The organism is Alcaligenes sp. 13f (assembly GCF_020496585.1).
Classification (GTDB): domain Bacteria; phylum Pseudomonadota; class Gammaproteobacteria; order Burkholderiales; family Burkholderiaceae_B; genus Alcaligenes; species Alcaligenes phenolicus.
Genome location: NZ_JAHKKC010000011.1, coordinates 86,228 through 105,767 on the forward strand (window position 1 = coordinate 86,228; position 19,540 = coordinate 105,767).

19 protein-coding genes are annotated in these 19,540 nt (G+C 57.3%); 8 read left to right on the forward strand and 11 right to left on the reverse strand.

Translation table 11 applies throughout. From position 1 onward, the window contains the following. The first annotated feature begins 18 nt into the window (after positions 1-18). Positions 19-957, forward strand: a complete 939-nt coding sequence (gene rsmI / locus KOE80_RS11320) for a 16S rRNA (cytidine(1402)-2'-O)-methyltransferase (protein WP_226349171.1) — start codon at positions 19-21, stop codon at positions 955-957. Between the two features lie 11 nt (positions 958-968). Here rsmI and KOE80_RS11325 read toward each other — a convergent pair whose 3' ends face one another. From KOE80_RS11325 to KOE80_RS11370, 10 genes are all read right to left on the reverse strand, one after another. Further along, entirely contained in the window at positions 969-2,057 is a 1,089-nt protein-coding gene (locus tag KOE80_RS11325) for a septal ring lytic transglycosylase RlpA family protein (protein WP_035270291.1), read from the reverse strand. Next, the gene (gene rapZ, locus KOE80_RS11330) at positions 2,054-2,929 is read right to left on the reverse strand and encodes an RNase adapter RapZ (protein WP_009458649.1); all 876 of its coding nucleotides are present in this window, start codon (positions 2,927-2,929) and stop codon (positions 2,054-2,056) included. The genes KOE80_RS11325 and rapZ overlap by 4 nt, the downstream gene beginning before the upstream one ends. Before the next feature lie 98 nt (positions 2,930-3,027). Further along, a complete protein-coding gene (hprK, locus tag KOE80_RS11335; protein ID WP_009458650.1) occupies positions 3,028-3,954 on the reverse strand; it encodes an HPr(Ser) kinase/phosphatase in 927 nt (308 codons plus the stop codon). Further along, positions 3,926-4,426 carry a PTS sugar transporter subunit IIA gene (locus tag KOE80_RS11340; protein ID WP_051316301.1) on the reverse strand — a complete coding sequence of 167 codons (501 nt, stop codon included), beginning with the start codon at positions 4,424-4,426 and terminating at the stop codon, positions 3,926-3,928. The genes hprK and KOE80_RS11340 overlap by 29 nt, the downstream gene beginning before the upstream one ends. Positions 4,427-4,580: 154 nt before the next feature. Then, complete coding sequence (hpf, locus tag KOE80_RS11345; protein WP_009458652.1) at positions 4,581-4,907, reverse strand: ribosome hibernation-promoting factor, HPF/YfiA family; 327 nt, start codon at positions 4,905-4,907, stop codon at positions 4,581-4,583. 189 nt (positions 4,908-5,096) lie between these two features. Then, positions 5,097-5,888, reverse strand: a complete 792-nt coding sequence (lptB, locus tag KOE80_RS11350; RefSeq protein ID WP_088451994.1) for an LPS export ABC transporter ATP-binding protein — start codon at positions 5,886-5,888, stop codon at positions 5,097-5,099. Positions 5,889-5,906: 18 nt separating this feature from the next. Further along, positions 5,907-6,557: a lipopolysaccharide transport periplasmic protein LptA gene (gene lptA / locus KOE80_RS11355; RefSeq protein ID WP_060185341.1), complete on the reverse strand. Its 651-nt coding sequence runs from the start codon at positions 6,555-6,557 to the stop codon at positions 5,907-5,909. Then, on the reverse strand, positions 6,554-7,174 hold the full coding sequence (gene lptC, locus KOE80_RS11360) for an LPS export ABC transporter periplasmic protein LptC (RefSeq protein ID WP_060185340.1): 621 nt from the start codon (positions 7,172-7,174) through the stop codon (positions 6,554-6,556). The genes lptA and lptC overlap by 4 nt, the downstream gene beginning before the upstream one ends. A 2-nt stretch (positions 7,175-7,176) precedes the next feature. Further along, the gene (locus KOE80_RS11365) at positions 7,177-7,782 is read right to left on the reverse strand and encodes a KdsC family phosphatase (protein WP_080748003.1); all 606 of its coding nucleotides are present in this window, start codon (positions 7,780-7,782) and stop codon (positions 7,177-7,179) included. A 2-nt stretch (positions 7,783-7,784) separates the two neighbouring features. Further along, positions 7,785-8,774: a KpsF/GutQ family sugar-phosphate isomerase gene (locus KOE80_RS11370; protein WP_021447172.1), complete on the reverse strand. Its 990-nt coding sequence runs from the start codon at positions 8,772-8,774 to the stop codon at positions 7,785-7,787. 157 nt (positions 8,775-8,931) lie between these two features. On the opposite strand from KOE80_RS11370, the gene KOE80_RS11375 reads away from it, so the two are divergent. The 7 genes from KOE80_RS11375 (at position 8,932) to KOE80_RS11405 (ending at position 16,510) form a co-directional block, all read left to right on the forward strand. Beyond that, positions 8,932-9,498, forward strand: a complete 567-nt coding sequence (locus tag KOE80_RS11375) for a GbsR/MarR family transcriptional regulator (RefSeq protein WP_009458660.1) — start codon at positions 8,932-8,934, stop codon at positions 9,496-9,498. After that, entirely contained in the window at positions 9,491-11,074 is a 1,584-nt protein-coding gene (locus KOE80_RS11380) for a cytochrome ubiquinol oxidase subunit I (protein ID WP_226349172.1), read from the forward strand. Before KOE80_RS11375 ends, KOE80_RS11380 begins: the two co-directional genes overlap by 8 nt. A 15-nt stretch (positions 11,075-11,089) precedes the next feature. After that, a complete protein-coding gene (gene cydB / locus KOE80_RS11385; protein ID WP_035270300.1) occupies positions 11,090-12,241 on the forward strand; it encodes a cytochrome d ubiquinol oxidase subunit II in 1,152 nt (383 codons plus the stop codon). Positions 12,242-12,255: 14 nt separating this feature from the next. Beyond that, complete coding sequence (gene cydX, locus KOE80_RS11390) at positions 12,256-12,396, forward strand: cytochrome bd-I oxidase subunit CydX (RefSeq protein WP_009458674.1); 141 nt, start codon at positions 12,256-12,258, stop codon at positions 12,394-12,396. After that, the gene (gene cydD / locus KOE80_RS11395; RefSeq protein WP_226349173.1) at positions 12,397-14,097 is read left to right on the forward strand and encodes a thiol reductant ABC exporter subunit CydD; all 1,701 of its coding nucleotides are present in this window, start codon (positions 12,397-12,399) and stop codon (positions 14,095-14,097) included. Continuing rightward, positions 14,094-15,788 (forward strand): thiol reductant ABC exporter subunit CydC, encoded by a 1,695-nt coding sequence (cydC, locus tag KOE80_RS11400; protein ID WP_226349174.1) that lies wholly within the window; start codon positions 14,094-14,096, stop codon positions 15,786-15,788. Before cydD ends, cydC begins: the two co-directional genes overlap by 4 nt. Before the next feature lie 170 nt (positions 15,789-15,958). Next, complete coding sequence (locus KOE80_RS11405; protein ID WP_009458676.1) at positions 15,959-16,510, forward strand: adenine phosphoribosyltransferase; 552 nt, start codon at positions 15,959-15,961, stop codon at positions 16,508-16,510. Positions 16,511-16,648: 138 nt separating this feature from the next. On the opposite strand, the gene KOE80_RS11410 is transcribed toward KOE80_RS11405, so the two are convergent. Further along, positions 16,649-19,447 (reverse strand): autotransporter domain-containing protein, encoded by a 2,799-nt coding sequence (locus KOE80_RS11410; RefSeq protein WP_226349175.1) that lies wholly within the window; start codon positions 19,445-19,447, stop codon positions 16,649-16,651. Positions 19,448-19,540 lie beyond the last annotated feature (93 nt).

The following is a 19,540-nucleotide window of genomic DNA, read 5'->3' on the forward strand; positions in this document are numbered from 1 at the left end:
CAATAAGCAGGATCAAGCATGAGCGATACCGAAAACCGAACAGGGAATGCCGGCGTCTGGCAAAGCATGATGGACAAGGTGCAAGGTCAGGTCTGGCCACAGTCTTGCCTGTATGTGGTGGCCACGCCCATTGGCAATATGGGAGACCTTAGCCTGCGCGGCTGGCAGGCGCTGGAACTATGCGACATTATTGCGGCAGAGGATACGCGGGCAACCCGTCCTTTCCTGCAGGCTTGGGGCATACAAACGCCTTTGATGGCGGCGCATCGCCATAACGAGGCCCAAGCCGCTCAGGCAATTATCGAGCGTCTGGAGCAGGGGCAGCGAGTGGCCTTGGTATCGGACGCGGGTGCGCCTGCTGTCAGTGACCCCGGTGCTCGCGTCGTACGTTCAGTGCGGGAGGCGGGCTTTCAGGTGATTCCTTTGCCCGGTGCCTCGGCAGTCATTACCGCTCTGATGGGTAGTGGTGCAACCAGTGACGAGAACCCCGCTTTTGCTTTTGCCGGTTTCATACCGCCCAAAACTGTGGCGCGCCGTAAGTGGCTGCAGCATTGGTCCAGCCTGGGTATGCCGGTATTGATGTTTGAGTCTCCTCACCGTTTGCGTGCGGCCTTGCGCGATATGGAAGAGGTGTGTGGCCCGGAGCGCGAACTGACTTTTGCACGTGAACTCAGCAAGCGTTTTGAGCAAATTCATACCGTGCCTTTGGGGCAGGCCTTGGGCTGGCTGGATGAAGACAGCCACCGCGAGCAGGGTGAATTTGTCCTGATTCTGCATGACGCTGTGCGCGAAGTGGACGAAGATGCGCCTGCGCTGGATGCCACTACAGAGCGCTGGATGAAAGCCTTGCTGGAGCAGGTCTCGCTGCGTGATGCAGCCCGGATTGCCAGCCAGGCGACCGGAATTCCTCGTGATGTTCTGTATGCCTGGGGTCTGGCGAACTCGCCCAAGGACTAGGGCGCCTGGGTTTAGCGAACGGCAACCGAAGGGCTCAAGCCAGTTTGCTGCTGGATACGGTAAGCCGCGTTAATTGCTTCGGTCCGATTCTGATACGGGCCAATTTGTACCCGGTACAGATCGTTGTGCATCTGTACTTGGGCATCGCGATACTCTATCTGCGCAATCTGGCGATTCAACTGCTGTGCCAGGGCAGCCGCATTTTCACGGGCAGAAAAAGCGCCAAATTGCAGGTAGACCCGGCTCTGGCCGGACGGGGCCTGCGGCTTGCTGGTGGCAGCGGGCGAGGACTGCACAATCAACTGCTGATCGCTGGCGTCGCTGCTCCAGCTAGGCGAATCGTCCAGCTCTACCTCTATGTCTTGCTCAGACAAGGCGGCCAAGGCGTCCGGCGTGGGCTCCAGCTTTTCGGTAATCACTAGGCTGGATTTGGGGGCCGGAGCGGCGGGAGCCGGCTTGGGAGCCGGAGCCTCGGCAAGTTCAATGTCACCCCGGCCAAAACTGCCACTGCGTATTTCTTCCTGTGTGATGGATTCAACCACCACGGTGCCGCTGCCGGGCGCAATCAAGTCCAGCTTGGCGGCGGCAACGTAGGACAAGTCGATGATGCGTGAGCTATGAAATGGCCCGCGGTCGTTAATACGCACAATGACGGATTTGCCTGTTTTGGGCCGGGTCACGCGAGCATAGCTGGGAATGGGCAAGGTGGGATGCGCCGCCGTCATGGCGTACATATCGTAGGTTTCGCCATTGGCTGTTTTCTTGCCGTGAAACTTGCGTCCGTACCAGGAGGCGGTGCCGGTCTGGGTAAAGGCTTTGTGTGAAGTGTGGGGAACAAAGCTTTTGCCGAGCACGGTATAGGGGCGGGTATTGCTGCGGGCGATGGGTTCTATTCGGGGAACTGCGTCGGGGGTGGCTTGAAGATTGGCTGGGATGCGGGCGTCGGGGCCATCGTCTTTGTAGTAGCCCCCGCCTCGGGGAGCTGAAACGGTGGCCCCTGATTTGGCTTTGGGCTTGGCGCGTTTGGGGCTGGAAGCGCATCCAGCCAATAAGGCCAGGATGCTCAGGATGGCGCCTAGTTTGCGTACAGTTGGGCTCATGGGACGGGATTAATGGGCGGTTGATTGCGATGGCGCACCAGCAAGGGGGCGTAATCAGCAAAACGCAGCGCCAGTTGTTCGGTAACGTACACAGAACGGTGCTGACCGCCGGTGCAACCAATGGCGACCGTCAGGTAGTTGCGGGTGTCCTGCATATACAAAGGCAACCAGCGACGTACAAAGCCGGCGATGTCATCCACCATGGTTTCGACAGAACCGAACTGGGCCAGCCATTTGGCTACTGGTTCGTCGCGGCCTGTCATGGGGCGCAGCTCCGGGTCGTAGTGGGGGTTGGGCAGGCAGCGAACGTCGAACACCAGATCTGCATCGCCGGGCACGCCACGCTTGTAGGCAAAGGATTCGAAAGTCAGCACCACGCTGGCGCGGTCGGCCTGCACCAAATCCCGAATCCAGGCGCGTAATTGGCCAGGGGTCAGGTCGGTAGTGTCGATGATGTGGCCCAGCTCGCGCAAGGGGGCCGTCATTTCACGCTCAACGGCAATACATTCTTCCAGGGAAGGCGAACGGCCATCCTGACGCAAGCGGTCTGTCAACGGATGACGACGGCGTGATTCCGAGTAACGCTGCATCAGCGTGTGATCGCTGGCGTTCAGGAACAGGACGCGCAGGGAGTAGCCTTCTTCATTCAGTTTGCTGATGACACCGGGAAGGATGTCCAGATCACCGGCGCCGCGCACGTCAATGGCAACGGCCAGCCGCTCCAGCCCTTGTTCGGCAGAGCGCTCGACAAATTCGGCCAGAAATCGGGGTGGCAGGTTGTCGATGCACAGGTAGCCGGTATCCTCCAGCAAGCGCAAGGCAACTGATTTTCCCGAACCGGATATGCCGGTAATCAATACAACTTTCAGCATCGTGGCAAAGGGCTCCGAGTCGCCGCCCGGCGGGCAGCGTTTAGGTGAAACAGGACAAAGCCGTCAAGGCCGTTAAGTGCTAACCAGCCTTTGAGCGCCTAGTCGTCGCGACTATTCATGATAGCCAATGCTTGGCGCTCGATGAAGTCGCCCATGGTATCAATGCCGCGGAAGGCCAGAATGGTGTTGCGCACGGCGGCTTCCACCAGCACGGCCAGATTTCGGCCGGCTGCCACTTGAAGCATGACGCGTTTGATGTCCACCCCCAGCACTTCTTGAGTTTGGTCCTGCGTAGGCAGCCGCTCGAAGCTGTCGGGGTTGGAGCGAACCAGGTGCACAATTAGTTTAAGCTTCATTCTACGACGAACGGAGGTTTCGCCGAAAATGGTGCGAATGTCCAGTAGTCCCAGCCCGCGTACTTCCAGCAGGTTCTGCAGCAGGGGCGGGCATTGGCCGTCAATCATGTTGGGAGCCGTGCGGGACAGCTCAACCGCATCGTCTGCAACCAGCCCGTGCCCACGGGAAATCAGCTCCAGTGCCAGTTCACTTTTACCCAGACCGGATTCGCCGGTAATTAGCACGCCCAGACCCAGCACATCCATGAACACGCCATGCATGGTGGTTTTGGGGGCCAGACGTTTGCCCAGGTAGATGCGCAGCAAATCGATCAGTTGGGCCGCATCGATAGGGGTGTAGAGCAGCGGCACCCCTTGGGTTTCGCAAAACTGGATCAGATCGTCGGGCGCAACGGCGTCGTTGGCAATGAACAGGGCAGGAACACCGCCTTGCCTGAGATCATCCAGATGATGCAGGCGACGTTTGACGTCAAAGCGGTTGTAAAAAGAGAGTTCTTCAGGACCGAAAACCTGAATGCGGCCAGGGTGGATCAGGTTCAGGTGGCCGACCAAATCCGCGGCAGAGGCGCCAAGATCGGGGATGGGGCGTTGGGCAGCTTGTTTTCCGGCTGCCCAGCTTACCTCGAGCTTGTCATGATTATCATTGACCAGTTCTTGAACTGTCAGCATCGGGGTGTTCCGCGTTGAGATCAGGGGTCTGGGTCAGGAGTTGGTGGATTTGAACAGGGTCCGTTTCCTGGGCCAGCGCCTGGCGGATGTCCTGATCGGCCATTAAACGGGCGATCTCGGCCAACAGGTCCAGGTGAATTTGAGTAGCCGTTTCGGGAACCAGCAAAAAGAACAGCAAGCTGGCGGTACGACCGTCGCTGGCATCAAAACGCACCGGTTCGGCCAAGCGCATGAAAACGGCACAAGGCTCCTTCAAGTCCTTGATGCGGCCATGCGGGACGGCTACGTCGTGGCCAAGGGCTGTGGAGCCCAGACGCTCGCGAGCGATCAGGCTATGGAAAACGGCTGTCCGGGCAATGCCGTGATGGTTCTCGAAAATCAGTCCGGCTTGTTCAAAAGCGCGCTTCTTGCTGGTAACAGCAAGATCCAGAACCACGTTGGACAAAGGCAAAATACGCGACAAGAGATTCATGACGGCCATTATAGGGGGGAATGTTTTTTAGCTAAACATTTTTTGGATGGCTAACAACAGGCGGACACTGTGCCAAGAAACACAAAACCCCGAACTTCTGAAAGAACGGGGTTTGTCGGCAGGCGGCTATGCCTGCTGTAACAGTTCGGCGTGATCAGGCTGCCGGAACTTCGAGCCGCTTGGCGGGCTCATGCGCATGGCTGTTTGCCTTTTCCTTGTATTTCAGAATCTGGCGGTCGATCTTGTCGGCTAGCAGATCGATGGCGGCATACAAGTTTTCGTCTGAAGAGGCGCAGTGTATATCTTTGCCGGGGACACGGACGGTCACTTCGGCATTGTGCTTCAGGCGTTCAATGGAAAGCATAACCTGCGAGTCAACCACGTTGTCGAAGTGCTTTTCAATTCGACCAATTTTGCTTTTGACGTAGTCGCGAATGGCAGGAGTTATGTCAAGATTACGGCCAGTGATGTTAAGGCTCATATAGGCTCTCCGTAGTAGTCAAACAACATGTTTCAGAGGGGGGAATATCTTCGTGTTTAGCCTCCTTACTACTGATCTTGGATATTCCAGTATACCTATATGTTGGTCAGATAACATGACCTGGATCAATCTGCGGTGTGCAGGAAAACCCTTGCTCCGACAGGCCCCGTTACAGGGCCACAAGTCGGCTTACATTCGGAAGTTCGAGCCCAGGTAAACCTTGCGCACGGCTTCGTTATCGATGATCTCGGACGGGTGCCCGCTGGTCAGTACCGTGCCTTCGCTGATGATGTAGGCGCGGTCACAGATGCCCAGGGTTTCACGCACGTTGTGATCGGTAATCAGCACGCCAATATTGCGGCCTTTCAGAAATTGCACAATGCGCTGGATTTCAATCACGGCGATCGGGTCCACCCCGGCAAAGGGTTCGTCCAGCAGAATGAAACGGGGGTTGCTGGCGAGCGCTCGGGCAATTTCTACGCGGCGGCGCTCGCCACCAGACAGGGATAGGGCGGTATTTTGACGAATGTGCGCAATTTGCAGCTCGCTGATCAAGGTTTCCAGGCGCTCGTTGATGTCGTTCCTGCTGATGCTGCGGCCGTTATCGTCCAGTTGCAGCTCCAGCACAGCGCGGATGTTTTCTTCAACCGTCAGGCGGCGAAAGACGGAAGCATCCTGGGGCAGATAGGACAGGCCCAGCCGTGCCCGCTTGTGCATGGGCATGGCGGTAATGGGCGTGCCATCAATTTCAATACGGCCTGCATCGGCGGGCACAATGCCCACAATCATATAGAAGCTGGTGGTTTTACCAGCCCCGTTCGGGCCTAGCAGGCCCACCACTTCGCCGCTTTCCACATTCAAAGAAACATCCTGCACGACCGTACGTTTGCCGTAGGTCTTGCGCAGTCCCTGGGCAATCAGACTGCCTTTGGTCGAGTGGCTGGCGCGAGTAGGGGTAGACGGGTTGTTAGAAGCAACCATGATTCAAGGGGGTCCGGGCTATTTGCGGGGGGAGGACTTGCGTTGGCATTCGGCCAGAGCAGCATCGGCATTGGCGCGTGGGCGGGCCACAGAGCGGACCCGGCCATCACGTGTGGCGGAGTCCGAACCACCAAAGGCCTGGTACGTGCCATCTTTTTGGCGGTAGATAATGCGCTGGCCCTGGACAGAGTCCTGCAGCTTGCCGCAAACATAACGATTGACGACTGCCTTGCCAATCAGCTCGACCTCTTCGGTTTTGCCGTTGTAAATAGCTCGGACACCTTCGGCGACCATCAGTTCAAACTTGGCCGGATCTTCCTGACGAATCGTCACGCGGGCGCGCTCGCTGACCGTGGCCGTGCCGTGCTGGAAACCTTCCGCGTCCTGCTCGATGGCCAATTGGTCAGCCATCAAGGTCATGGCGCCACGGGTCAGGATGATGTTGCCTTTGTAAATGGTCTGCTTGGCAATATCGTCGTAAGTCAGGGTATCGGACAGCACGGAGGTGTCCGGTTCGGCGGCAGCAGAGGCAGCCGCTTGGGCCAGAGCAGGGGCCGTAGGCAGCAAAGCCAGGCTGGCAGTGCTCAGGCACAGGGCCAGGGCACCACGCAAAAGGCTAAGAGAGAGCTTGGGCTTGTGGCCCAGGCGGGCGCTGTCAGGCGTGGTCATGGAGGGGAATCCTTAGAGCTATTGGAAGAACGCGCTTTTTGTGTTTGTTGGCCAGAGATTTTAACGTCGGATTCCGACATGACGTTCAATTGGCGAACGCGATTATCGTAACGCATCCCGGTACCGCGCATGGTGGATTGGCCGTTGACGACCAGGGCCGGTTCGTTGGTGTACACCACGTCCTCTTCGGGCAGGATGATCAGCACTTCGCTGCGCACGTCCATCGCCTCGTCATCAGGTGTGGCCTGGCGGTGAATATGGGCATTGCCTTTCATGGTGATGGTGTCCCCGCCTGCATTCATATGTGCCGTGTCGGAAGTAGCAATGGTCAGGGGCGAATCGGCCCGGTTGCTGACCGCGCGCGGGGCCGTAATGTCGTGCGAGTCGTCATCCGGGTAGTGATAGGCAATCTTGCCATCCAGGCGGCTGATGGCCATCCCGGTTTGGTCGGAGCTGATCATGGTGAAGTCGCGCGCCCAGGAGTCGGGTTCGTGGGTAATGCGGCGCGGCGGGTCAATGGCGACCGAGCTTTGGGTGTAATCGACCGCCCACAGCGTTGCCAGCACCAGCAAGGTCAGCAACAACAGGGAAATGACGGTGGGTAGACGGTCACGCATGATTACTGGATGACTCCCGTGGTCTTCAAAGGACCACCTGTAATAAAGGGCGCAAGGCGACCCTGGGAGGCCAGAATGGCATCACAGCATTCGCGCACTGCGCCGTGGCCGGCGGGCTGTGTGGCTACCCAGCTGGCAATTTGACTGATATAGAAGGGGGCTTCAGGCACGCTGGCGGAAAAACCCACGCGCTGCATGGCGGGCAAGTCGATCAGATCGTCGCCCATATATCCCACTTCACTTAGGGACAGGCCGTTTTCCTGAGCCAGCTGGGTCAGGATGGCAATTTTGTCGCGTACGCCCTGGTAAACAAAAGGAATGCCCAGTTCGGCAGCGCGACGCGATACGATGCCGCTTTCGCGTCCGGTAATCAGGGCGACATTAATGCCGCTTTCGCCCAGCATGCGTAAACCGTGGCCGTCCAGAGCGTGAAAGCTCTTGAACTCCTCGCCGTTCGCGCTGTACCACAGGCGTCCGTCGGTCAGCACGCCGTCCACGTCAAACACCATCATGCGCAACTGACGTAATTGGGTGCGCACGTTCTCGGGCAGCTTGGCCAGAATTTGAGCTTCAGCGGGATGGAGCGGGATGGTGGGCGTATTCATCATGATCAGATTACCTTTGCAGCCAACAGGTCGTGCATGTGCAGAGCTCCCAATAGTAGCCCGTTTGTGTCCAATACCAGCATTTGGCTGATACGCAGGGCATCCATTTGCTCGGCTGCTTCAATGGCCAGGGCTTCGGCGGCAATGCTGCGCGGTTCGCGCGACATGCCTTCAGATACTGGCAGATTGCGTATATCGCCGGCACGAGCAATCAGGCGGCGCAGGTCGCCATCGGTGAACATTCCAACGGGGTGGCCTTGTGCGTCCGTGACAATAGTCATGCCCATGCCTTTGCTGGACATTTCTATCAGGGCATCGGGAATCAGGGTCTCGGGGGAGACGATAGGCAGTTGTTCGCCGCTGCGCATGATGTCGCGCACAAACGTCAGTAGTTGACGGCCCAGCGCACCACCGGGGTGGGAGCGGGCGAAGTCTTCGCGGCTAAAGCCTCGTGCTTCCAGGCAGGCAACGGCCAGTGCATCGCCTAATACCAAGGCGGCTGTGGTACTGGCCGTGGGAGCCAGGTTGAGTGGGCAGGCTTCATGTTCTACATGGGCATCCAGATGCAGGTCGGCATTTTGGGCCAGTTCGGACTGGGCATTGCCGGTGATCGCAATCAGTTTGGCACCCATGCGGCGCAGCACAGTCAGCACCGTGACCAGTTCCTGGGCCTGCCCAGAGTAGGAAATGGCAATGACCACGTCCTGCTTGGTAATCATGCCCAGGTCGCCGTGCAAGGCTTCGGCAGCGTGCATGAAAAAAGCGGGAGTGCCGGTCGAGGCCAAGGTAGCCGCGATCTTGCGGGCTACGTGGCCGGACTTGCCTATGCCGGTCACCACCACACGGCCCTGACAGTGCACGAGCAGTTTGGTGGCTTCTACAAAACTTTGGTCCAGACGCCCGCCCAGCGCTTGTAACGCGTCAACTTCAATGGCGAAGGTGCGTTGTGCCGAGGACAGGATATGTGCGGGGTCTAAAAGTGCCGGTGTATTCATGGCGAAATTGTAAACGTGAAGTGTCTGCTTGGCATGTAGATTTGCAGGAGGCAAATTGTAAGGTCAGATGGCCTTGGACCAGTGGCAAGCCGAATAGTTTAGGGTTAAGATACGTCTTGTTTTGTAATTTCAGTAATTACTGAAAATTCAGGAAGCCATGAATCTAGGACCACAGGCAGAGCGTTTTATTCTGCACTTTGGGGAGATGGGCGGGCGCTGGGGGGTCAACCGGACGGTGGGCCAGATCTATGCGCTGCTGTTCATTGCCCCCGAAGCCCTCCACGCCGACGAGATCGCTGAAACGCTAGGCATCTCCCGCTCCAATGTCAGCATGAGCTTGCGCGAGTTGCAGTCCTGGCGACTGGTCAACATGACGCACAAGATTGGCGAGCGCCGCGAATACTTTGAATCTCCCAAGGATGTATGGGATATTTTCCGTACTTTGGTGGAGGAAAAGCGTAAGCGCGAGATTGATCCCACATTGACCTTATTGCGAAGTATCCTAATGGAAGCGCCCGTCAATGACGAAGAGGAATATGGGCAGCAGCGCATTAACGAAATGCTGGAATTGATCGAGTTGGCTTGTGGTTGGTTTGACGAGGTTCATCACTTACCGCCCGAAACCCTGCAAAATCTGATGCGTTTAGGTAGCAAAGTTCAGAAAGTGCTGGGGTTCGCCGGGAAGATTCGCAAAGCTGATCAAACTGGGGGTCGTCATGATTGATCTGGATGTCGTTACCTTGTCGCGGTTGCAATTTGCTTCCACCGCGATGTTCCACTTTTTATTTGTTCCCTTGACGCTGGGCCTGTCTTTTTTGCTGGCCATTATGGAAAGCGTCTATGTCATGACGGGCAAGGCCATCTGGCGCCGCATGACCAAGTTCTGGGGCGTACTCTTTGGCATTAACTTTGCCCTGGGTGTCGCAACCGGGATTGTGATGGAGTTTCAGTTCGGTATGAACTGGGCCTATTACAGTCATTATGTAGGCGATATTTTCGGCGCGCCGCTCGCCATTGAAGGTTTGATGGCTTTTTTCCTGGAAGCAACCTTTGTCGGCCTGTTCTTTTTCGGCTGGGATCGCCTCTCCAAGCTGGGACACCTGATTGTTACCTGGCTGGTTGCCATCGGTACCAACCTGTCGGCCCTATGGATTCTGGTCGCTAACGGCTGGATGCAAAACCCGGTCGGTGCCATCTTCAACCCCCACACCATGCGTATGGAAATGACCGACTTTGCCGAGGTCATTCTCAATCCCGTTGCGCAAGCCAAAGTTGTTCATACCGTTAGTGCCGGCTATGTCCTGGGTGCCATGTTCGTGATGGGCATCAGTGCCTGGTACTTGCTGCGTGGTCGCCATATTGATCTGGCCAAGCGCTCGATGACGGTAGCGGCCAGTTTCGGCTTGGCAGCGTCCCTGTCCGTGGTGGTGCTGGGTGATGAAAGTGGTTACCTGACTACTGAACACCAGCAAATGAAGATTGCAGCCATGGAATCCATGTGGGAAACCGAGGAAGCCCCTGCCAGTTTCAATCTTTTGGCCTGGCCTGATCAGGAGGCCCGTGAAAATCGCTTTGCCGTGGAAATTCCATGGGTGATGGGTTTGATCGGTACACGCTCAGTCAGTACCCCCATGCTGGGCATTAATGAACTGGTCGAACATGCCAAGATTCGTATTGCCAATGGCTTGCGCGCTTACGAGGCACTGCAGCTGGTGCGCGCTGATGACAGCAATATCGAGGCCCGCCGCGTCTTTGACAATAACTGGAAAGACCTGGGCTATGCCTTGCTGCTCAAGCGTTATACGGACGACATTACCAAAGCCGATACCGAGACCATCGCCCAGGCTGCCTGGGATACGGTGCCACAGGTTGCACCCCTGTTCTGGAGCTTCCGTGTGATGGTGGCGCTGGGGCTGTACTTCATCCTGTTCTTTGGCGTGGCTTTTGTGCTGGCATCGCGTGACCGACTGCAACGTCACCCGCGCTTGCTTAAAGCAGCGGTCTGGAGCATTCCCCTGCCTTGGATTGCGATCGAATGTGGCTGGTTTGTGGCCGAGTTCGGACGTCAGCCCTGGGCGATTGAAGGTGTCTTGCCTACCTACTATGCGGCCTCTGGTCTGTCCTTTGTGGACTTGATGATCAGTATGACCATCTTCCTGTTGCTCTATACCACCTTGGCGGTGATTGGCATCAAGGTCATGTTGCACTCGGTGCGTAAAGGGCCGGACGAGGCTGGCGAGACCGCCGCACCTTCCGCTTTGTCTTATGGTTCGCGCAACGCTCCGTTGCTGCGCGGTTAAGGAGGGGGAACCATCATGGAAAATTTGATTCTTCTCGATTACGACACCTTGCGCATCATCTGGTGGTTGCTGCTGGGCGTTTTGTTGGCGGCATTTGCCATCATGGACGGGGCCGACCTGGGTGTGGCCATGGTGTTGCCGCTGGTTGCTCGCACTGATGATGAGCGGCGCACGTTGTACAACGTGATTGGCCCGGTCTGGGAAGGTAACCAGGTTTGGTTGATCGTGGCCGGTGGTGTGGCCTTTGCGGCCTGGCCTTTGCTGTATGCCATGGCTTTCTCGGGCTTTTACCTGGCCATGATGTTGCTTTTGGTCGCCTTGATTGTTCGCCCGGTGGCCATCAAGTACCGCAGCAAGCTCAGCTCGTCGCGCTGGCGTCGTAACTGGGATGCGATCTGGACCGCCTCCGGTCTGGTTTGTGCTCTGGTGTTTGGTGTGGCTATTGGGAACGTGATGCTGGGCGTACCTTTCGGCTTTGACGAGACCACGCTGCGTCCCATGTACCAAGGCAACTTCTTCGGTCTGTTCCAGCCCTTTGCCATTCTGTGTGGTTTGCTCAGCGTTCTGATGCTGGCTTTCCAAGGTGCGGTGGTTGTTGCCTGGAAGGGCAGTGATCATGTGGCTCGTCGTGCGCGTGCCTGGGCCATGCCTTTGGGCCTGCTGTCCATTGTGGCTTTTGCTGCCGGCGGCTGGTGGATCAGTGCCATGAATGGCTATAGCATGCCTTGGCCCGAGGCGGCCCACGCCATGTCCAACCCGATTGGCAAGACGGTCGATATGGTTGAAGGTGCCTGGTTGGCTAACTATCGTACCTGGCCTGCCTTGTGGGCAGCCCCCATTGTCGGTTTTGCGGGCTTGCTGTTCGGTGCCTTGCTGGCTGGTCGTGGTCGCGGCTTGTTGGCTCTGCTGTTCTCGTCCTTGGCACTGGCTGGCATCATCCTGACTTTTGGTTTTGCCGTCTTCCCATTCCTGCTGCCTTCGTCCTTGAACCCCGGTTCCAGCCTGACCCTGTTTGATGCCTCTGCCAGTCATCTGACCTTGTGGATCATGCTGCTGGTGACACTGGTGTTCCTGCCCATCATCGTGCTCTATACCTCCTGGGTGTATAGCGTAATGCGTGGCAAGGTGTCGGTTGCCAGCATGAAAGATTCTTCTCATTCTTACTAAGGAGGCCAGCGCATATGTGGTACTTCTCTTGGGTTCTAGGTTTGGGTCTGGCCTGCGCATTCTCCATCCTGAATGCGATGTGGTTCGAGCTGCGTGAAAACACGGCTTTGCAGAGCGCAGCCGCCTCCAAGGCTAAAGCAGATATCGAGGTCTGATTGACACCGCAAAGTCCAACGGCGCAACAATGGCTGGGGCAATTTTCCAGCCGCGCCCGCACGGCTTTGCGGGCTTCCATGCTGGCCCCTGTGCTGGCCGGCGCTTTACTGATTCCTCAGGCCTGGTTGCTGGCAAAGATTGTGCAGGCAATTGTGGTCGATGGCTTGCCCTGGACAGGGCAGCTTTTCTCTATCCTGATGGTGGCCGCACTTTTGTTGCTGCGTGCCGCCATTTCTGCTTTTGGCGAGCGCCGTGCGCAAAAGGTTTCAGAACATCTGAAACAAGGGCTGCGCTCCGAGCTGTTTGCCCGACTGTTCCGCAGTACGATGCCGCGTTTGCGGGGCAGCAATAGCGGCGAACTGTCCACCAGCTTGATCACGCAAATTGAAGCCCTGGATGGTTTTGTGACGCGTTACATTCCTTGCATGGCAGCGGCGGCCCTGGTGCCTTTGGCACTAGTGCTGGCAGTGTTGCCGGTGGATGGCATTGTGTCCTTGATTCTTTTGTTGAGCACGCCCCTGATTCCCCTGTTCATGGCCTTGGTGGGCTGGGGGGCGGAAGCGGCCAGCCGTGAACAACAACAAACAACGCTGCGACTGTCCGGTTTTTTCGCCGACCGGCTGCGCGGCATTTTTACTCTTAGCTTGATGGGGCGTGGGCAGGACGAGTTGCAGCGTGTGGAATTGGCCAGTCAGGAGCTGCGCACACGTACCATGAAAGTGCTGCGAATCGCGTTTTTATCGTCGGCTGTGCTGGAGTTCTTCGCGGCATTGGGTGTGGCCGGGATAGCCGTCTACATTGGCTTGGGTTACCTGGGCTATCTGGGCGAGTCCTTCTCGGGCATTAGCCTGCAACAAGGCTTGTTCTGTTTGCTCCTGGCTCCGGAGGCCTACCAGCCCTTGCGCCAATTGGCCGCTAATTATCATGATCGGGCAGCGGCGCGTGCGGCTGCGGTAGAAGTCGACAGGCTGTGGGCAAACTTGGGCCAGGATTTGATTCCTGCGGCTCCCACCAGCGCCGACAATGAAGCGGTTTTTCCCAACTTGCCGGTACTGGTCTTGCGTCATCTGCATTTGCCGCAGTTGGGCGGGCAGGGGACCTTGCTGGAAGTGCCCGGCCTGCAACTTTATATAGATCAGTCTTACGCCTTGCTGGGGGCCAGCGGCTCCGGCAAGACCAGTCTGCTGGAAAGTCTGATTGGTTTGCGCCCCTTGGCGCAGGGTGAAATTTTACTGCGCAATAGCGATACTGCCGGGCGCTTGCTGACGCGCCATGATGGCGTCGTACTGATTTCCCAGCAGGCCTTTTTATCCATGGGGACCATTGCCGATGGCTTGCGTCTGGCGGCCCCACAAGCCAGTGATGAACAGCTGTGGCAAGCCTTGGAACAAGCCTGTGCAGCCGAATTTGTACGGACCCTGCCCGATGGTTTGCAAACGGCGCTGGGCGAGGGTGGTTTTGGCCTTTCCGGTGGTCAGATTCAGCGCTTGGCACTGGCCCGCCTGTTTTTGACAGACCCGCATGTGGTTTTGCTGGACGAACCCAGCTCCCGCCTGGATGCGGCGACCCGGGATCGTGTCATGCGCAATATTCTGCGCTTCTGTCAGGGACGCTGTCTGGTCGTGGCCACGCATGACCAGCAACTGGCGGCCATGTGCTCGAACCAACTGCACATTGCCCAAGGAGTCCTGACGGCATGAAAGCGTGGTTTCGTCTCTTAGGTTCCAGCCTGCGCGCCCGACGCGGGGCCGTATTGTTTACGGTTCTGCTGGCGATCAGCACGGTGGCGGCCGGTGTTGGTCTGCTGGGTGTAGCTGGTTGGTTTCTAAGCAGCGCTTTTCTGGCTACGTTGGGCATCGTATTCAATCTGTTTGGCCCTTCGGCCATGATTCGCGGCCTGTCTTTTTGGCGTATCGCCTCCCGGTATCTGGAGCGCGTCGTCGGTCATGCCCTGACGCTGGATTTGCAAGTACGCATTCGCAGCCTGGTTTTCGGACGCTTGAGCCGATTCAGTCAGTCTCGCTTGGCCCAGTTTCGAGATGGGGAGCTGGCTTCCAGTCTGACCTCTGACGTGGCTGTGCTGGATCTGGTGCTTTTGCTGATTTTGGTGCCGCTGACTACGGCTGTGGTGGCTGGTCTGGTGTTTAGCGCTGTGCTGCACACCTGGCTGTCCTGGTGGGCCTGGCTGATTCTGGCTTGTTTGCTGATTGCCGCTTGTTTGATTCCGTATATTTGCGCCCGTGGCGCCAGCCGTGCAGCCCAGCAAGTCCATCAACTGGAAAACCGCCAGCGTGTTCTGGTGCATCAGGCCATCCGCGCCTATGCTGATATTCAGGTGTTTGCCGCTGCGGATGCCGTGCAGGAACAAGTGGACAAGCTGGGCCTGGAACTGGGGCAAGCCCGTTTGCGTAGTAATGGCTGGGGCATTGTCGGGCAGTTTTCCCAGCAGGTCTTGATGGGCGTGGCCTTGATGACCTGTCTGCTGGTTGGAGCGCAACAAGTCAATCTGCAAGCCATGAGCGGCCCCTTGTGGGTGGGGCTGGTGCTGGCTTTGCTGGGCTTGTTCGAGATCATGGCACCCATGATGCGCGGTGCGTCCCGCTTGGGAGAGGTTCAGGCAGCCAGCAATCGTTTGCTGACCATTCTGGACGAGCCCGAGGAAACCGATCAGGCGCAAGGGCAGGCGATTGCGTTGGACAAGCCGGCCTCCCTCGAAATCACAGATCTGAATTTTGCCTACGGTTCACAGCCTGTATTGGAGCAGTTGTCGCTGCAAGTCCAAGCTGGCGAGCACATTGCTATTTTTGGCCCCAGTGGTTCCGGCAAGTCCACCTTGCTGGGTGTGCTGATGCGCTTGTTGCCTGTTTCGGGAAAGCAGTATCTGGTTGAGGGTAAAGCAGCCCAGCATTGGAGCCGCACCAGTTGGTTTGATCATTGCGCCTTGCTGGCACAGGACTCGCCGCTGTTTCTGGGTTCGGTGCGAGATAACCTTTTGCTGGCAGAACCGACAGCTTCAGAGCAACAAATCTGGCAGGTGCTTCACGACGCCCAACTGGACAGTGTGGTACGTGATTTGCCCCAAGGGCTGGATACCTGGCTGGGCGAGGGCGGGCAGCAATTGTCCCTGGGGCAGCAGCGCCGCCTGTGTCTGGCACGTGTGCTGTTGTCGCCTGCCCATATCTGGTTTCTGGACGAGCCTACGGCCAGTCTGGATGGCCCGACCAGCCAGGCCTTGATGCGGGATATTCTGGCTGCAGCGCAAGGAAAAACCGTGATTATGGCAACCCACGATACCCGTTTGCTGCCTTTGGTCGATCGCGTTTACCAGTTTGAAGCGGGGCGCTTGCAGGGCAAATCAAGCCTGGAAATAAATGCTTTAGAACCAAACTAAAAGGACGCTGCGGGTCAAGTCTGCAGGGATTTTTGCTCAATCGCGTCGTATTAGTACAACTTACGAGCACAAGCCGGGCGAGCCCTTGTTGCTGCTGCCCAATTGTGTACACTTGCAACGTATCCAAGTGCGCCCTTCGCGCCCGGATTTTTTGTTGTAGAAGCTTTGACATGCAAATTGATCCCACCCAGTACATCCGTCAAATCATTCGCAATGTGCCGGACTGGCCCAAGCCAGGGGTGACTTTCCGCGATATCACCACCGTCTTGCAGGACCCGCGCTCCTTCCGCGTTCTGATTGACCTTTTTGTCTACCGTTACATGGGACAAAAGCTGGATCTGGTGGCGGGTGTGGATGCGCGTGGCTTTATTGTGGGCTCGGTTCTGGCTTACGAGCTGAACTTGGGTTTTGTGCCTGTGCGCAAGAAAGGCAAGCTGCCTTTCAATACCGTGGCCGAAGAGTATTCCCTGGAATATGGCAATGCCAGCGTCGAGATGCACACGGACTCCGTGCGTCCTGGTCAGCGCGTCCTGCTGATTGACGACCTGATCGCGACCGGCGGCACCTTGCTGGCGGCGGCTCGTTTGCTGCAGCGCCTGGGTGCCAACGTGGTGGAAGCTGCCGCGATTATTGATCTGCCTGAACTGGGTGGATCCAAGGCCGTGACAGATTCCGGCTTGTCGGTTTACACCGTCTGTAGCTTTAACGAATCTGACCGCTAATTGCCAGGACCGGCGTATTGCCGGTTTGGCTTTGTAGCCTGAATCCCTGCCATGCCCGGAGCATCGCAGGGATTTTTCATGTCTGTCTGCTTGAGAGCGGGGCTGGCGCACGGCCAGCTCCGCGCTTTGTTGTGTTGCTTAGAAACGGACCTTCATGAACAGGGAGCCAGCATGATCCTGATTGCGGCCAAACTGCCCCTGATAGTTCAGACCAAAAGAAGTGCTCTTGCCTGCTTTGAGCTCTGCGCCCAGCTCGGCAACAGCGGCATTCTTGGCAATAGGAGCACCGCTGATACGGAAGTTGCTGCCGGGCAGGGCGGCAAAGGCCAGTTCACGTTCGGGTGTGGTGTCGCCCAGGGCATGACGCCAGCCTAAACCGGCGCTCAAGGACAGCGTGGTTTTGGACAAGTCCAGTTCCGTGGTGCCGCGCAGACCCAGCGTGACAGTGCTCAGGTTCTGGCGCTGCGAGTCGCCACGCAAGGCGGCTTGACCGCCCGATTCACTAAAGGAGCCGTGACGCAGTTGATGCCAGTTCACGCTGGCATAGGGTTCCACGCTGGAGCGTGGGCTGACCGGCATGCGGTAGCCCAGTTGGGCAAAGGCATGGATGCTGTGCGCTTTGTAATCAGCCTTCAGTGTTTCGCTTTGGTGAATCGAAATCGAGCGTTCGCTGTCCAGGCTGTGGCGGGTGTAAGCACCACCTGCCAGCAGGTTCAGACTACCCGAACCCATTTCCCAAGCTTGTGTTCCATACAGGGCCGCGCTGTAGCTGTTGCTGCGTGAGGTCTGGCGACGATCATCCAGCTTGATACGGTTTTCCAGATAGCCCAAGGAGGCCCCCATGCGCCAGCCTTGTTCGCCGATAGCCGTATCGCCACCCAGGAACAGACCGCCCACTTTATGACGAACATCCTGGCTGTTGTCGTCACCGTCCAGATCGCGCTGTTGATGGATCACTTCAGCCCAGAGCACTGCCTCTTTGCCTACGGTATTACGCGCACTTGAAGCCTGTTTGCCCAAAGCACGGGGCAACAGATCTCCGTTGCTTAGCAAGGCGGAAGTCGTACCTGCATGGATCTGGCCTTGTAGCTGTTCCATATAGCCTGCCACGCTACCGGATTGGGCATTGAGTACCGTGTCATACAGTTCAGCCATAGCCGCAGGAGGCTGCGTTGAGCCGGCATCCAAGGCCTGTGCGACAGATTTCTGATTGCCTGTATGAGCAAAAGCGGCAAAGGGGATGTCATTGCGTTCGACCATCACGGACAGACTGGAGCCGTAAAGCAGTGTGGGTGACAAGAAGGCCATGTCATAAGCGACGCTGCTGTATTGCCCGCTCACGCCATTGGCCGCATCCAGGAAGGAATAAGCCACGTTCTGGCGAAAAGGGCCGCCGGCCAGTTTCAGTGTGCCGTCGATATGGGCTGCACCGCCTACTACTAAACGATCGGTGGCACCTGCAGGGCCAACTTCCAGCTCATGCACCGAACCGGCATGGGCGGTGTAGTCGCCGCTGACGGTCAGAGTGCCAACAGAATTACCTGGAGCCAGGGTGCCGTAGTTATCGACTTGAGCGACTGTACCGGAACCACCCAAGGTGCCTTCGCGTTCCACTGTGACTGCAGAAGCCAGCGTGCCATTGACGGCCAGACGACCGCCGCTGATGGTGGTGTCACCGGTATAGCTGTTATTGCCCGTCAGCTCCAGGGAGCCGGAACCGCGCTTGTGCAGCCCACCCGTGCCACTGATGTCATTGGCGAAGGTGGAGTGGTAGCCCAGCGTATCGACGTCGAACAGACGAGTAAATTGTGCTGGCCCTTGCACGGCCTTGCCCACATTCATCAGACCCCAGCCGTAAATGCTGGGGTCTCCCAGAGGGGTGGCGGTGGTCAGCAGGGTTTGTTGCAGATGATAGGCGGTGAAGTAGGGGAACGCTTCCTTCACCAGCGCCGCACCGCCCGCGACGTGCGGGGAGGCCATGGAGGTGCCACTTTTATAAATATAGCCTCCATCCGAGTTGACGGAGTTAATGCCAGGGGCCCACTGCCCCCCTGGCGCGGTCAAACACCACTCGGCGGCAACACCACATTTATTGGCGTAGACGGCCAAGGAACCATCTTCCCCGACTGCCGTCACGGCCAGCCAGTTGTCTTTCAGTTCGGGAAACCAGTAAGGAGAGCCGGCCAGAAAATCAGGGTGGTCTTGAGACTCATTGCCGGTAGCAAGTACCATCAGGGAGCCAGCCTGCGCACTGTTCTTGAAGGACTCAATGATCAGAGGTTGAGCCTCTAGGGCGCTTTGAGCTGAGCCATAGTCCACAATATGGCAGGGTGGGTTATAGGACCTTGAGCAGTCATTGAGCCCCAGACTGCTATTGATAATGGGCAGCTTGAACTGGGCGAGATAGTTCCAGCCATTAGAAAGCATTCGATCTTGAAAGGCCCTTATATCGTCTGGAGTCGGGGTAGCGTCGTCACCACCATCATCATCGTCGTCATCAGTATTGATGCCGTAGGCAACCGCAAAAAGCTGGCTATTGAAGGCGACGCCGTGCATGCCTGCTTCGTCGCGTCTCGCACCGATGATTCCGGCAACATGGCTCCCGTGTCCGGCAGGGGGCTGAGTATCGACTCCTTGGCCATTGGCGTAGGGGGTATTGTTGGCAAAGTCAAAGCCCCCAGCAATGGCGCCGGCAAACTCAGGGTGATCTGCCTGAATGCCCGAGTCCAGATAACCGACCGTGACGCCTTTGCCGGTAAAGCCCAGCGAATAGGCTTTGGCTGCATTGATCATGTCCAGGCCGGGTTGACGCTTATATTCTTTGGTGCGCCATTGCTCCAGTGAGCTCTCAGAATCGGCATGGACGATGCCAGGTAAAGTCAGGCTTAACAAAGCCATCTGCACCAGCATAGAGGTGTTGCGTTTCTTGTTCGACATGTCTTATCTACTTGGATTTTCTAAGGAGGGTGGCCACTCGTTGTGAAAACCTGCCTTGGAGGTCCTCAAGGCATTTTTAATTTAACGGCATAG